The 14,467-nt window shown below is 61.0% G+C and carries 13 protein-coding genes and 1 pseudogene; 10 read left to right on the forward strand and 4 right to left on the reverse strand.

Annotated elements, in window-relative coordinates:
* Window positions 1-143 precede the first annotated feature (143 nt).
* Window positions 144-293 carry a hypothetical protein gene (locus tag ACZYHG_RS17275; RefSeq protein WP_464609578.1) on the forward strand — a complete coding sequence of 50 codons (150 nt, stop codon included), beginning with the start codon at window positions 144-146 and terminating at the stop codon, window positions 291-293.
* A gap of 87 nt (window positions 294-380) precedes the next feature.
* Here the strand turns inward: ACZYHG_RS17275 and ACZYHG_RS17280 are convergent, their stop codons facing one another.
* A complete protein-coding gene (locus ACZYHG_RS17280; RefSeq protein ID WP_464609579.1) occupies window positions 381-2,768 on the reverse strand; it encodes a hypothetical protein in 2,388 nt (795 codons plus the stop codon).
* 225 nt (window positions 2,769-2,993) lie between these two features.
* Here ACZYHG_RS17280 and ACZYHG_RS17285 point away from each other — a divergent pair, with 225 nt between their 5' ends.
* Entirely contained in the window at window positions 2,994-3,929 is a 936-nt protein-coding gene (locus tag ACZYHG_RS17285) for an IS5 family transposase (protein WP_464609580.1), read from the forward strand.
* Window positions 3,930-4,047: 118 nt separating this feature from the next.
* On the opposite strand, the gene ACZYHG_RS17290 is transcribed toward ACZYHG_RS17285, so the two are convergent.
* Window positions 4,048-5,331, reverse strand: a complete 1,284-nt coding sequence (locus tag ACZYHG_RS17290; protein WP_464609581.1) for an ATP-binding protein — start codon at window positions 5,329-5,331, stop codon at window positions 4,048-4,050.
* Between the two features lie 288 nt (window positions 5,332-5,619).
* On the opposite strand from ACZYHG_RS17290, the gene ACZYHG_RS17295 reads away from it, so the two are divergent.
* From ACZYHG_RS17295 to minE, 4 genes and pseudogenes are all read left to right on the forward strand, one after another.
* Window positions 5,620-6,981, forward strand: a complete 1,362-nt coding sequence (locus ACZYHG_RS17295) for a hypothetical protein (RefSeq protein WP_464609582.1) — start codon at window positions 5,620-5,622, stop codon at window positions 6,979-6,981.
* Between the two features lie 234 nt (window positions 6,982-7,215).
* A pseudogene (gene minC, locus ACZYHG_RS17300) lies at window positions 7,216-8,003 on the forward strand (septum site-determining protein MinC).
* A 99-nt stretch (window positions 8,004-8,102) separates the two neighbouring features.
* Window positions 8,103-8,918 (forward strand): septum site-determining protein MinD, encoded by an 816-nt coding sequence (gene minD, locus ACZYHG_RS17305; RefSeq protein ID WP_027030067.1) that lies wholly within the window; start codon window positions 8,103-8,105, stop codon window positions 8,916-8,918.
* Window positions 8,915-9,187, forward strand: coding sequence for a cell division topological specificity factor MinE (minE, locus tag ACZYHG_RS17310; protein WP_027030066.1), 273 nt, complete (start codon window positions 8,915-8,917; stop codon window positions 9,185-9,187). Before minD ends, minE begins: the two co-directional genes overlap by 4 nt.
* Before the next feature lie 279 nt (window positions 9,188-9,466).
* Here minE and ACZYHG_RS17315 read toward each other — a convergent pair whose 3' ends face one another.
* Both ACZYHG_RS17315 and ACZYHG_RS17320 read right to left on the reverse strand, forming a co-directional pair.
* Window positions 9,467-10,708 (reverse strand): ATP-binding protein, encoded by a 1,242-nt coding sequence (locus ACZYHG_RS17315; RefSeq protein ID WP_464609583.1) that lies wholly within the window; start codon window positions 10,706-10,708, stop codon window positions 9,467-9,469.
* The gene (locus tag ACZYHG_RS17320) at window positions 10,705-11,430 is read right to left on the reverse strand and encodes a response regulator (RefSeq protein ID WP_464609584.1); all 726 of its coding nucleotides are present in this window, start codon (window positions 11,428-11,430) and stop codon (window positions 10,705-10,707) included. Before ACZYHG_RS17320 ends, ACZYHG_RS17315 begins: the two co-directional genes overlap by 4 nt.
* Window positions 11,431-11,641: 211 nt before the next feature.
* Here ACZYHG_RS17320 and ACZYHG_RS17325 point away from each other — a divergent pair, with 211 nt between their 5' ends.
* The 4 genes from ACZYHG_RS17325 to ACZYHG_RS17340 all read left to right on the forward strand — a co-directional run bounded on the left by ACZYHG_RS17325 (window position 11,642) and on the right by ACZYHG_RS17340 (window position 14,464).
* On the forward strand, window positions 11,642-12,322 hold the full coding sequence (locus ACZYHG_RS17325) for a hypothetical protein (protein WP_464609585.1): 681 nt from the start codon (window positions 11,642-11,644) through the stop codon (window positions 12,320-12,322).
* A gap of 160 nt (window positions 12,323-12,482) precedes the next feature.
* On the forward strand, window positions 12,483-12,680 hold the full coding sequence (locus tag ACZYHG_RS17330) for a hypothetical protein (protein WP_464609586.1): 198 nt from the start codon (window positions 12,483-12,485) through the stop codon (window positions 12,678-12,680).
* Window positions 12,661-13,203: an efflux RND transporter permease subunit gene (locus ACZYHG_RS17335; RefSeq protein WP_464609587.1), complete on the forward strand. Its 543-nt coding sequence runs from the start codon at window positions 12,661-12,663 to the stop codon at window positions 13,201-13,203. Before ACZYHG_RS17330 ends, ACZYHG_RS17335 begins: the two co-directional genes overlap by 20 nt.
* Complete coding sequence (locus ACZYHG_RS17340) at window positions 13,187-14,464, forward strand: efflux RND transporter periplasmic adaptor subunit (protein WP_464609588.1); 1,278 nt, start codon at window positions 13,187-13,189, stop codon at window positions 14,462-14,464. Before ACZYHG_RS17335 ends, ACZYHG_RS17340 begins: the two co-directional genes overlap by 17 nt.
* Window positions 14,465-14,467 lie beyond the last annotated feature (3 nt).

Consider the following 14,467-nt stretch of genomic DNA (forward strand, 5'->3'; position numbering starts at 1 on the left):
GGTTCGGGATTTTGCGGCCTGGTGGCGCCGGGCAACAATCGAGACCTGTGGATCGGCGGATGACATGAGGGGCGCACCTTCCCGGGGAAGGTCGATAGCCAAGCGGAAATTCTGATCGAGCCAAACCCTGACCGGGGAGCGAAATGATCCGCAAACTCAAGGAAGGCAAATACCGGCTTTATTCGCGCAAAAAGGATGAGACGACCGGAAAAAGGCGGAGCCTGGGGACATTTGAGACGCGCGAGGCGGCTGAGAAGCATGAGCGCGAGGTGCAGTATTTCAAGCGGCATTGAGGGGGAGGGGAGATTGGCGGGTGGACCTACTCTGCTTAGGGTGGGGAGGAAGATCACCAGCATGGCCACCTCGATTCGGCGGTCTTCTTATGGTTTTTCGAACAGAACGCCAAGGACTGGCCACACGTTTGTAAGATGCGTTAGTAACCCTGGTGCCTTGGCAAGCAGAACCGGCGGGAAATCGCCGCCGATTTCCAAGCTCTCGAGAATAACGTTGTTGGTATCGACGCGGAGGCGCTTAAAATAGCGAGCCTGATCTGAATCCTCGGCGATCACTGGGCGCCCATTGAGAGTCCTCTCCGCGTCCTTGAGCGACATTGGGTCGCCGATGATCAGGAATTGCTTGTCCAGAGCCAGTGGCTCTGCACTGTGGCCGCTAACCTCGACAAGGCCTCTAGCCCTCGACATGATTGCATTTATGGTGGCCTCACCACCGCATTCGACGACCTCCATTTCAGCTGAGAGTGTCCCGACCGTCTTTCCGGTGTCGTAAAGCACGCCGACAACCTTTTTCATGGTTAGGGTTGAGAGCTTCGCGACAATCGGCGCCGCTGTGGCGCGCGGGTTGATGGCACTCGCTGTGAGCACCGCGACATCGGTGTGATTGTCCGCGACCTGGAGGCGACGCGCAAGAAGCTGGCTTTCGTACAGGGCGACTACAAGCGACAACGGTGATACCTCCGCATGGTCCCGCACCAGCAGAAGGCTGCCCGGACGAGCTACAGGTTCGAGCGTCGGAGTCGTCAGCCGGAAAATAAAATGATCCTTCAACTCGACAGGTAGGGAACTGCCCGCACCAAATGTCAGATCTAAACGGCCGTCGGCAACACGCCCGTCGGTCAACGCGGCGGCGGTGCCCAGTAGAGGAAGCGGAAATTGCCGGACCTTCGCCTTGTGACCATCCGGGAGCGTCACGGACGGTGGAAAGGCATGGAGTGCGATAAGGCCACCGTGAAGCGCACGATGATCTCGAATGATCCGAAAACAACGTTCGAGCGCAGGTCTAAGTGTCTCGTTCCAGTGCCTTTCTACGTCAGTCGCTTCGCTCATACTGAAGACTTGGCCGGAGTGATGCGCCTGCTCCATCCATTTGATCTCCTTGCGGCCCTTAGCTAGCGCGGAAACCAAATTACCAAAGGCGGAGCGGTTCCACGGCTCGATTCTCTGAGCTTGGAGTTCAGCGATTTTTTCGCGACAGGCGCCCATAACGGATGTCGAAACGCTCGGATCGATGCCGCGTAGCATGAGCTTCAGCATGCCTTCAACGAACTCGCGAACGGCTGCTATATAGTCCTTGGCTACAGTCGGCGTCTTCGCCGTATTCGCTTTCGCCCATTTGCGGTCAAGTTGGTCGCCCTCTAAAATCGCGATATGGCCGAATTCTTCGCCCGCCGAGCAAATATAGGCGTTGCGACCTGTGATGCCGAGCAGACCGAGCAAAGTCAAAAACTGATCGTCGTGGGTCGTCAGTAGAATTTGCGCTCCCGGGGCCGTTTTCTGGAGCTTTGCGATCTGTTCGGCCCAGCGCGAGCGGTGTTCGCTGTCGAAAGTCTGCTGCGGATCGTCCAGCAGGATGACCGGAAACACGTCGCCGCCGATCTGCTCGACGGCTTCTTCGCGTAGTGCATGGATGAAGGCCCACAGAATACCGCGTAGCCAAGAGGTATTGGCAATGAGCGTCGCGTCTATGCGCATATCGTCAGCAAGCTGGCCGCGCACGACTAGGCCGGTTTTCTTGTCGAGCGAAGCTCCCTGAAATTTCAGCCGGTCAACGATGTAAGTTGCACTATGGATGGTTGAGATTCGGCTAGAGAGCTCTGTTATGGCGTTACGTGCCTGAGCCTCGGCGAGGTTGCCGAGTTGCTTCAGCGGCGCGAGATCGTTTGCGATCTCTTGACGTTTCTGCTGCTCTTTCTCGATAGCTGCAGCTGTCCTGCCCTGCACCCACGCTAACCGCATAGCATCCGCGCCGATGCGATAAGGTTCGGCTTCCGCCAGCGACTTGCTCAGATGGCGCAGATGTGACGAGAGGCTTTCGCCGCCGGAATCCTGAGCGGGCGTCAACTTTGCCCACCAGTCGGACCACTGCTTCCCCTGGGCTTCGTGCCATTCGGCGAGTTGGCACATTCGCTCGATATTGCCTAGTACTCTGACGACCGGCGCGACCTCGGGCAAAAGCACAAACTGTGGTGACGGATCAACTAGATCGACGGTTGGCATACCGACCACAGCTGCTTCCGCTAGCGCTTTGAATTTTACTAGGTAGTTGATGTAGCGCTCGTCTTTTGCGAATTTGTGCAGATAGTCTCTCTCCGTATCAGCGCGAGGTTGTGACGTCAGTGCATCATCAAGGAGACGCCGCAGGTTTTGGGGCATTGCTTCTTTGACCACTGATAGAATCGCATTGACGTTATCTTGAAGGCTGCGGGTCGCGGCCTCTCCGGCGGACTTCAGGGCCTCAAGCTCCTCTTGCAAAGCAGGATTTTCTTTGAGCGAGGCATCGCACAGCGGGCAGTCCTTGATGGGGCCGGCTTTGTTTTCGTTGTGCCAGTGAGCGCCGGCGGCCTTCAGGCGAAGTTTTGAATCAGCCTGCTGATTCTGGAAATATGCAATGGCAATATCGGAGACCTGTGCGCGGGTGTCTGGACTGGCGTGTTGATGTGTGATTCTCTCAATCAGTACAATGGATTGAGGGATGCGATGTCACGTCGGCGCATTGGTCAGGAAAAGTTTGGTTTTGCCGTTGATCGCGGCCAGCATTCGTCTTTGGATGCGCTTGCCAGACTGATTGACTGGGTGCCGATCGATCAGGCCCTTTGTGTGATTTCCTGCTCTTCGAAGGGCGAGCCTGCCTGGCCGCCAGAGGCGTTGTTCAAGGCGATGCTGCTGTCGATCTGGTACGACTTGTCCGACGTCAAGCTTGCCGAGGCGTTGGACGACAGAGGATCGTTCCGACGGTTCTGCGGGTTTTCGGCTCAAGAGCAGACACCTGAGCGAACGGCTTTCGTGCGTTTTCGAAAGGCTCTTGTGGCCCATGGTCTGGACAAGACGCTGTTCGACGAGATCACCGGCCAGCTCAAGGCCAAAGCGATTCAGGTGAAGACCGGCACGCTTGTCGATGCGACGATCATCGCCTCGGCCAGTGAGGATGACGAAGAGGGCCATTGGGTCAAGCATAAGGGCCGACCAGCGGTTCATGGCTTCAAGGCCCATGTCGGTGCCGACGCCGATACAGCTCTGGTCGAGGAGATCGCCGTCACACCCGCCAACATCAACGACGGCAAGGCCGGTCCCGATGCTCTGCCTGACAATCCCGGCCAGGTGTTTGCCGATAGCGCCTATCGCGGCAATCATTTCGGCGACGCGGTGCGTGCCAAGGGTGGAACGCCACGCATCGTCGCCACCGGCATGTGGGGACGGGACGAAGCCGAAACACTGGCACGCCTTGAGGCCTGGAACCAACCGATCCATCGCATTCGTGGCCGGATCGAGAAGATCTTTGGCACGTGGAAACGAAGCTACGGCCTTCGCCGGATGCGATGGCGAGGGCTTGCAAAGGCAGGCGTTCAAATTCGCCTCACTGCCATCGCCTACAATATGAAACGCAGTTTGAAGGTCATCACTATGGCTGGATAGCGGGCAAAAACACCACTGACGCTCACACGAGAGCGTCAGAAGACACAGCCGTCGACGTCGGCGCTGATATCTTTGCACCGTTTACCTCGGAAGCGGAAAAGATCAAACAAAATCAACGCTAAATGCTTCCCGCGCACAGGTCTCTATCGAGAGCATTTCTAGCTGCCGTCACCGCAGCGCGAGCGGAAGCGCGCGGTTCGTTAGGGAGCGCGGTGGCGATGGTTTCGACCTGCTTCCAAGTTGGAAGGCTCGACATACCTTCACCCAAAGCCCTTTCGGTGGCATCCAGTGCGACAATGATCCGCTGCTGTACTTTTGGATCAGAGAGCACCAAATTCGGCGCTAGATCGCCAAAGATCGTCGCGATCAGGTCGGCAGCTTCCTTGTTTAGCAGCTTGCCGAACTTCGCCATGTCGCCGTTATTTTCGCCTGTGTCCGAAGCCTTAAAATTCGGTACATCGACAGAAACCGGCGAGAGCGCCGTTCGTGCGCGCTCGATCTGCTTGTCAAACTCGGTTTTCGAAGAGGCCAATTCGGCCTTTTTGTATGCGAGATAATCACGACTGCTATGACATAACCCTTGGATGAAAGTGCCAAGCTCAACGAGTTCATCGAGGCCTGTGAGTTTCTGGACCGCATCTGTGAGTCTGCTTCTGCCCTCATCTAGTCGTAGATGCGGCATACGCGCGGGCATGAGGAGACCTGCTTCGAGCAGGATGCTCGGTATCTGCAGTGCGGGATCAACGGCGTAGGTGACATTCTTACCGTCGAAATGACGTCGCGCGGACACCTGTTTCCCCACGGGGTTCGAGAACACGATTTCTACGCTCACGTTGGGTGGCGTTTTGAGAGATGCGAGGTTGGGCGGATATGAAGCTACCGGTGGCCATGTTCCGGCGGCCTTGCCGGTGGCGTCGAAAACAGGCTTCGCTTCGTCGAGCGAGCTATTGCCCTGATCGCGGGGGCGCTCGCCGGTAAGTGCCCAAATTATCGCAGCGTTCAGCGACGATTTTCCGCTTCCGTTCGGCCCCTCCATCAGGACGCTTTCGCCATCGACGGCTAACTCGAACGGTTTGCGGCTCCAGATATTGACGCCGCCGAAGCCTTCAATTTTGAGCGCCTGAATCTTCCACGGTCCAGAAGCGCTCGGGTTGACTGTTTGCTGCACGTTCGCCGCACCGGGATCGCCGACCGCGACGTACGCAGCCGCTAGTTCGTCAATAAAATCTTGCGCCAGCCCCTTCACGTCGCGGATATTCGATTTTAACAAGTAGGCAAACAAGCGCCGATGTCTGGCCGTCACAAGTTGAATGTTTGCGGTTTTGCCACTGCCATCCGTCCAAGGAACAGCCGCGCCAGTAAGAAGCGCCGTTTCGATATCGGATTTTGTAAGTCGTGGCACGATCCCTCCTGTCGTGCAGAAAGTGCGGGTCACCCAAGGGGATTTTGATACAAAATTTCGAAATACAAAACTAGCAGTACGCCCAAATGTTTTTTGTTAGGTTATTATTGTGGACCTGGCAGAAAAATCGCGTAGGTTTATTGTTTCGCCCAGTGGGCGCTCTGGCTTCCGCGCTAACAATGCCGAATTGCATGCTGCACAAATATCGGTCTGTTAGACGCCTACTTCCAACCCGGCGAGTTCTGACAAAGAGGCGCGATCCATCGAAGGTGAGGTAATTTGTTTTCCATGGATTTGCGCGGTGTAATCTGTAATAATATGTATAAAAATGGGGGAGAAATGCCTGCAGATATCGACGCGCTCAACTACCCATATATTCGTGTGCGCGATGTCGATTGGTTAAAGCGAACTTTGCTTATATTTCCCCATGTGGTGCGCATGATTCCGCGTATGGGGGCTCCGGACGACGATCCTGAGATTTCGGCATTTACCAAGCGTAGCGGCCAAGGAAAGCCTTTGTTGCGTGCGGCGAACGTCGATGCGAACCATGTTCATACGGCGCAGATTGAACTCATTGCAGAACTTCGGCAAAAGCTGGGTGATGAAGGAGCTATGTTCCGTAAGCGTTTCGGACGAGAGGCGACAATTGCGCAGCGTACGACCAACAGCCTCGGAAGCACCTCAGCCGTGTGGGAACGGCGGCTTTCGCCAAACGCGACCTTCCAAATTCATGCTTACAAACTATTCGAAGAGCTGACCCAGTTCCTGCGCACGGAAAGGTTGGCTTGGAGGCCAGACAGTGCATACACGGACGGTCCGGAATATCTCGAAATGCACCCGCAACTCGGCGAAGCGGTGATGGCGACACTAGCTATGGCTTGCGCTGAGAACGAGGGGCTGCAGGTGGTTACCGAATTCCCAAAGCTCCATAGTAAGCTCCTCGGCATCCCGCGCGAAAAGATACTTAATGCGTGCATCGATGGAGTTAAGCCAAATGGCGAAACGTCAGGGCAGGAGATAGTGGAGTTCTTGGTCTACAGACACTGCAATGTCGACATGTTAAACGTGCAAAACATTATCGCGCTCAAGCAGGCTGTGGAAAAAGGATCGGAGATACCCGTTTTGAATCTGGTTTGTGCTCGGTCTGATTCTGATACGTTCCGTGAACAAAACAGTTTTTCAACAGCCTGCAAGAGCGAGCGCGACGCGCTCGCTGAGTTTCGTGCGGAGATTGAAGATCTTGCCAAGACGCTGCCGCCCACGATATTTAGTGAGGTGCGGCGGCGGGAAGTGGTTGATGACCTTCTCAGCGATATGTTCCGCAAGTGGCATAGAGATCAGGTTAATATGAGTTCTCTTGCGCGCAAATTCTTTGGCGACGGCTTTCTTAAAGAACCGGAGAAGTTGATCGAAAAGATAGTTGAGACAGCCATAGACCCTCAGACCAGGCAGAACGTCATTAGCGCGGTAGCCGCAGGCAGTCTTAGCGGTGCATCTGTTTTAGTTAGCGCCGGCGCTGGCTTCGTGATTGCGCTGGTTTTTCGGGGATTCGAAAATTGGAGCAAAGCGCGTGAAGTGGCAAAGAAGAGTCCACTTCGATATTTGACCAAGTTGCAGGATCAAGGTGTGACATTTTCGATTTGCCGATAGTGGTAACCCAGTAGCTGATGCGGAGGCGCGGTATCCATGGTCGACAGCGCTCAGCGCTCTCTACGTGTCGTACCCGCTTCATGGTGGCGACTTTCTTACATGCCGAGTAGGCCAGCGCGGGGTGGTCGCTCCAACGACGACAAGCTCCTCCCACCTCATCCCACCCACCTCCCATTAACCATTCGTTAACCATCTCCCCGCTAGCGTTTACCTCTCAGTAAGGATTCGCCAGCCGTGACCTTTGCCGCTCCCCTCGAGGCCAAATCCATTCGCTTTCGTGCCCGCTCTTTTGTCGCTTTCACCTTGACCCCGGAAGCGCCCATGGCGGCTTGGCTGGAGGGGCTGGATCACTGGATCGGCAATTCGCCGGGCTATTTTGCCGGGCGGCCGGTGCTGCTGGATCTGAACGTGTTGAAGCCGCAGGCCAGCGAGATCGCGGCACTGGTGGCGGAGCTTTTTACGCGCGGCATCCGCATCTATGCCATCGAGCTTGAGGGGGCTGCGCTCGGCCCCGAATTGCCGCCGATGCTGGTCGGCGCCAAGGAGGCGACGGCGGATGGGCTGCTGCCGGGCCGTGGGCAAGAGGGCAAGCCGGAGGGCAGGGCGCCGGAGCGCGGCCTGGATGCGCGCGCGGATGCCGGTGCGAAGGGCAAGGCTGGCGCAAGCAAGAGCGATGAAAGCGAGCCGCTGGCTGGGGCACGCTGATGATCAAGGCGCCGATCCGCTCCGGCCAGGCGATCATGCATCCGCATGGCGATGTCATCGTGCTGGGCTCGGTCGCGTCCGGTTCGGAGATCGTCGCGGCGGGCTCGATCCATGTCTATGGCACGCTGCGCGGGCGGGCTTCGGCGGGCGCGCTGGGCAACACCGGGGCGCGCATCTTTTGCCGCCGCAACGAGGCGGAGCTTCTGTCGGTCGACGGCTGGTACATCACCGCCGAGGAGATGGAAGGGGTGTCGCGCGGCAAGCCGGTGCAGGCCTTCCTCGATGGCGAGGGCCTGCGCGTCGAGACACTGAGCTGAGAATTGAGACGAGGGCCCACGAAGGGCCGGACTGAGACAACAGCCGTCAGGGCGGCTGACCGGGACAACAACCGATAAACAACGACGGAGGCTTTTTTCATGGGCAAGGTAGTGGTGGTCACTTCGGGCAAGGGGGGCGTCGGCAAGACCACCTCGACGGCGGCACTGGGTGCGGCCGTGGCCAAGACCGGCAAGAAGGTGGCGCTCGTCGATTTCGACGTCGGCCTCAGGAATCTCGACCTGATCATGGGCGCCGAGCGGCGCGTGGTGTTCGACCTCGTCAACGTCATCCAGGGTACCGCCAAGCTTTCGCAGGCGCTGATCCGCGACAAGCGGGTCGACACGCTGTTCCTGCTGCCGGCTTCGCAGACGCGCGACAAGGATGCGCTGACCGAGGAGGGCGTCGGCGAAGTCATCGACAAGCTGCGCTCGGTGTTCGACTATGTGTTCTGCGACAGCCCGGCCGGCATCGAGCGCGGCGCGCAGCTCGCCATGCGCTTTGCCGACGAAGCGGTCATCGTCACCAATCCGGAAGTGTCGTCGGTGCGCGATTCCGACCGCATCATCGGCCTGCTCGACGCCCGCACCATGCGCGCCGAACAGGGCGAGCAGATCGCCAAGCACGTGCTGGTCACCCGCTATGACGCGGCGCGGGCCGCGCGGGGTGAAATGCTCAGCATCGATGACGTGCTGGAAATCCTGTCGGTGCCGTTGCTCGGCATCATTCCCGAGAGCCAGGACGTGCTGCGCGCCTCCAACCTCGGTTCGCCGGTGACGCTGTCGGAGCCGCTCAATGCGGCGGCCAAGGCCTATCTCGATGCCGCAAGGCGGCTCGAAGGCGAGCAATTGCCTGTCATCGTGCCATTCGAGCGCAAGGGCTTCCTCGATCGTCTCCTGGGAAGGAGGGCGGCATGAACCTGCTCGACATCTTCAAGCGGCGCTCCAGCGCGCCGGTGGCGCGCGAGCGGCTGCAAGTGCTGCTCGCCTATGAGCGCCGCAACCGCAACCAGCCCGACCTCGTCTCCATCCTGCGCGAGGAGATCATGGCCGTCATCGCCAAGCATGTGCAGATCGACCAGGATTACCTGCAGGTGTCGATGGACAGGGGCGAGACCATGTCGACGCTGGAGATCGATATCCAGATACCGAACAAGAGCGCCGTGCCGTTGGCGATGGCGGGGTGATCTTTACCCTCCCCCTTGTGGGGTGGGTCGGCTCGCAGTCGCAGCGAAGCGGAGATTGCGAGACGGGGTGGGGCAGCGCGACGCTGCAAGATTTGCCTGCAAGGCCAGTGCCAGGCACCCCCCTCTGCCCTGCCGGGCATCTCCCCCTCAAGGGGGGGAGATCGCCAACCTTGCAAGGAATGAGCTGTCGTAGAAGCAGCCAATCTCCCCCCTTGAGGGGGAGATGTCCGGCAGGACAGAGGGGGGCGCTGTCCCGCCGACGTTGCCTTTCACTCCCCCTCACACCGCGTCAAACACCACCGTCTGCGCCAGCCCGCCCCCCTGGCGGTTCTCCAGTGTCACCGTGCCGCCATAGCGCTCGATGATTTCCTTGGCGATGGCCAGACCCAGGCCGGCGCCGGGGATGAATTGCTGGCGGCCGGGGTCGACGCGGAAGAAGGGTTCGAAGGCCTTGTTGATGAGGTCGGGCGGAATGCCCGGGCCCTTGTCGGAAATGGTCAGCACGGCGCGCCTGTCGGCCAAGGCGAGATCGATGCTGCAGGCCTTGCCGTGGGTGGCGGCGTTGACGATCAAATTGCGCAGCGCGCGGCGCAGGCCGAGCGCGCCGGCGCGTACCGACACATTGTCGAGATGGCCGATCGAGACGCCATGGCCGAGCGAGACCATCTCGGCTTCGATATCCTCCACCATCTTGCGCAGGTCCAGCGGCTCGACGGCGTCCTGGTTGACCTCCTCGCGCACCAGGCGGATGGCGCTGTCGGCGATGCGGTCGAGCTCGTCGAGGTCGTGAAGCCATTTGTCGCGGTCCTCGTCGAGGAACTCGGCGCGCAGCCGCATGCGTGTCATCGGCGTGCGCAAATCATGGCCGGCGGCGGCGACGAGGCGCATGCGGCTTTCCATGGCGGTGCGCAACCGCGACGACAGCTGGTTCAGCGCATGCGCGGTGGCCTTGACCTCGGCCGAGCCCACTTCCGGCACCGCGGCCAGCACGCCGTCCGAGCCGATCTTGGACACGGCGGCCTCCAGCATTTCCAGCGGCCGGATCAGCACCGAGGTGAAATAGACCGAGACGGCGGTGGCGCCGGCAACGATCAGCGTGATCCAGCCGGCGAGGATCAGCCATTCGCGCCCGGGCGGGTCGAGGTGCGGCACCTCGATGATCGCCCAGCGGTGATCGGGCATTTGCACCGATGCGGTCTGGCCGGGTCCGTCGGGCTTCTCGCTGATGATCGCCAGGAGGTCGAAGCCGCGGCGCTGCAGGATGTCGTTGAGCATCGCCGTTTCCGCACGGGCGACCTTGCCGGCGGCCGGATGGTCCGAGAATTGCACCCGCAGCACATCCGGGATCGGCCCCGGCAGCAGCCGCACCACCAGTTCCATCTGCTGGGCGATCCAGGGCACGGTCAGTTCCGGCGGCGGCCCGCCGCCACGCACGCTGATGACGGCGGCGGTCGCCAGGCCGACGACGCCGACGATGGAAAGGATCAGCAGCAGGATGAGGCGGCGGCGCAGCGAATTCACGCCTGCGCCTCCACCGCTTCGACACGCGCGGTCAGCTGGTAGCCGCCATTGCGCACGGTCTTGAACAGCGGCCCGTCGCCGGTGTCGGAGAATTTGCGGCGCAGCCGGCTCATCAGCACGTCGACAGAGCGTTCGAGCGGGTCGCGCTCGCGGCCTTGCGTCAGCTCGAGCAGCTGGTCGCGCGACAGCAAGCGGCCGGGACGGTCGAGGAATACCTGCAACAGGTCGAACTCGGCGCCGGTGAGGTCGACAAGCTCGCCGTGTGCATCCATCACCTTGCGGGTGTCCGGCTCCAGCCGGTAGCTGGCGAAGCGGTAGATGCGCACGCGGGGCGCCGGCGCCTCTTCGGGGGCGGCGCGCCGCAGCACGGCGCGGATGCGGGCGGTGAGCTCTCGCGGGTTGAACGGCTTGCCGAGATAGTCGTCGGCGCCGAGCTCCAGCCCGATGATGCGATCGACATCTTCCTTCAGCGCCGTCAGCAGGATGACAGGGATATGCGGCTTGCGGTCGCGCAAGGCAAGGCAGATGTCCAGCCCCGAACCGTCCGGCAGCATGACGTCGAGCACGACGAGATCGAACTGGCCGGCGCCGAGCTTCTGCTCGCATTCGCGCCGGTCGGCCGCCACCGAGACGCGAAAACCCTGGCCGTCGAGATAGCGACCGAGCAGCGTCCTGATCTCGCGGTCGTCGTCAACGACGAGGATATGGGGTTGTGACTGCATGATGCGGTGCCCTTTGCTTGGCGCTGATTATAGGGAGAGCACGCGCAAGCGGCATGGAAAATTGCAACGCAATGTTTCTGGCCGGGGGTGGGATACGTTCGGAAACAAATTGCCGCTTTGCGGAAACCTTCGGCAACATGCCGACGCGAAGCAGACAAACAGGCTTCCTATCCTCAGGGCTGTCCGATGCATAAGAGAAAGGAACCCCGTCATGCGAAGCAGACTTCTTGCGCTCGGCCTGTTTTCCGTCGCCGCGATCCATCCCGTGCTGGCGGCACAGCCCGATGCCGGTCCCGGCGATGCGCCGCCGGTGATGGCACTTCAGGATGGGCCGATTCCTGGTCCGCATGGACCGATGCGGCTTGGTCCGCAAGCCTTTGGCCCGCAAGGCTTTGGCCCGCAAGGCTTCGGCCCGCACCGCATGGGGCCGCCGCCAGAGTTCGTGCTGGCCGCCCGGCTGGCGGCGCTCGAGACGCAGGTCGGCATCCGCAGCGAACAGCTCGACGCCTGGCGCGACTACACCAGCGCATTGCAGGCGGTGCTTTCGCCGCCACGGCATGATCGCGGTCCCGGTGGCACTGGAGGCCTCGCTGGTCCTGCCGGGCCCGAGGCCAAGGGTCCGGATGCTGGTCCCGGCGGCGACCCCTTCGCGTTCCAGGAAAGGCTGGCCGACGAGGTTACCGCGCGCGCCGCTTCGGCTGCTAAATTGAAGGAAGCGATCGTCGAACTGCGCACCAAGCTGTCGCCCGAACAGCTCGAAATCCTCGCTTCGGCGGAACGCCCCCACGGACCACCCCCCGGTCCCTGGGGCGGCCCGCCGGATGCGGCCGGACCCGGAGGTCCGCCCGACCAGGGCGGACAGCTTCCGCCACCCCAGCCCTGGAATGGCTGATAACTCCGACCGGCTGCACCGGCCGGCCCGGTACTCAACCCGTTCTCGGGCCGGCCGGTTTGTGGGATGGCGGGCCATGTCCGCCATCCCACCGTTCAATCCAATTCACGCCCCCTTGTTCAAATCCTGGAATGTAAGCACGGCAATGTGGGAAGCCATGATGATGCTGCGGCTGATCGCATCGTTGAGCCCGAGACTCTCGCTTAGCCAGCGCGCGGACCATGCCGTCACGCAGCCGGCCTTGCCGGCCGATATGCTGAAGGGCGCGATCCGTTTGCAATTTGCCGCCTGGCGCCTGTCGCTGCCGGTCTCGGATCGCCCCAACGGCCACGGACATCATGACCGCAAGATCGCGTAAGACCCATCTTGTCCTGGCCGGGGTGCTGGTCGCGCTGCCGCTTTCGATAGGCGGTGCGCTCGGCTTCATGCTGATTACCGGCAAGGCGCTTGGCATATCGCCGCTGATCGGGATATTGATGCTGATGGGCATTGCGACCAAGAACTCGATCTTGCTTGTCGAGTACGCCTTGGTCGCTCAGAAGGAGCGTGGCATGAGCCGCTTCGACGCACTGCTCGATGCTGCCCGCAAGCGGGCACGGCCCATCGTCATGACATCGATCGCCATGGGCGCCGGCATGCTGCCGATCGCGCTCGGCATCGGCGCCGACGCCGAGACGCGGGCGCCGATGGCGATCGCCGTGATCGGCGGGCTCATCTCCTCGACCGTGCTCAGCCTCGTCTACGTTCCGGTCGTCTACACTTTCATGAACGACATCCAGCGCTTCCTTGCCCGGCTCCTGGTGGAACGATCCAACCTCGACAGCCAGACGGCGACCGCAACTCCAGCGAAAGATCATCCAGGCCATGTCTATCCAGTCTAGCCCGTCTTCCCGCCGCCGGCTCGCGCCCTGGGCAGCAGTGCTCACGGCCGCGGTTCTTCTGGCCGCCTGTTCGCAGGAGGGAATGAAAGCTCCCGCCGGCATGGCCGCTGCCGCCAAGCCGGAAGTCGGCGTCGTCACGCTGCATCCGCAATCGGTGGCGATCACGGCCGAACTGCCCGGACGCACGTCTGCCTCGCTCACCGCCGATGTGCGCCCGCAGGTCAACGGCATCATCCAGGCGCGCCTCTTCAAGGAAGGCAGCGAGGTCGTGGTCGGGCAACCGCTCTACCTCATCGATCCAGCGAGCTACCAGGCATCCTATGACAGCGCGCAGGCAGCCCAGCAGAAGGCCGAAGCGGCGGTGCCGACGGCGCAAGCCAAGTTCGACCGCTATGCCGGCTTGTTGAAGCAGAACGTTGTTTCGAAACAGGATTATGACGATGCCGCGGCAACATTGGCCCAGGCCAATGCGGATGTGGCGTCGGCCAAGGCCAGTGTCGAAACCGCGCGCATCAATCTCGACTACACCAAGATCACCGCGCCGATCGCCGGCCGCATCGACAAGTCGTCGCTGACGCCAGGCGCCCTGGTCACCGCCAACCAGGACACCTTGCTCACCACCATCCGTTCGCTCGATCCGATCAATGTCGACGTCACGCAATCGAGCACCAATCTGCTCAACCTGCGCCAGGCGATCAACGAGGGCCGGCTGAAGTTCAGCGGTCCCAATGTCAGCGTCAAGCTGAAGCTCGAGAACGGCACCATCTACACACAGACCGGCAAGCTGGAATTCGCCGGCGCCAATGTCGACCAGACGACCGGCACCTTTGCGCTCAGGGCCGAGTTCCCCAATCCCGATCGCCTGCTTCTGCCGGGCATGTATGTGCGGGCCCTGGTCGAAGAGGGCGTCGCCCAGAACAGCTTCCTGGTGCCGCAGCGCGCCGTCACCCGCAACACCAAGGGCGAGGCGACCGCCATGGTCATCAACGCGCAGGGCAAGGTGGAGACGCGCGTGCTCGCGGTGCGCAACAGCGTCGGCAACAACTGGCTGGTGGATTCAGGCGTCGGCGACGGCGACCGCGTCATCGTCGAGGGCTTGCAGCTCGTGCGCCCCGGCGGTGATGCGACCGGCGCCGAAGTGACGATCGACGAGACGACCGGCGAGGTGAAGGATCGGGCGCAAACCTCTTCGTCCGCATCTTCCACGGCAGTGGCCGATAGTGGCCAAAAACCGGCGCAAGGCGCCTCGACCGGGAACTGAGCA

It is taken from the genome of Mesorhizobium subarcticum (assembly GCF_055456085.1).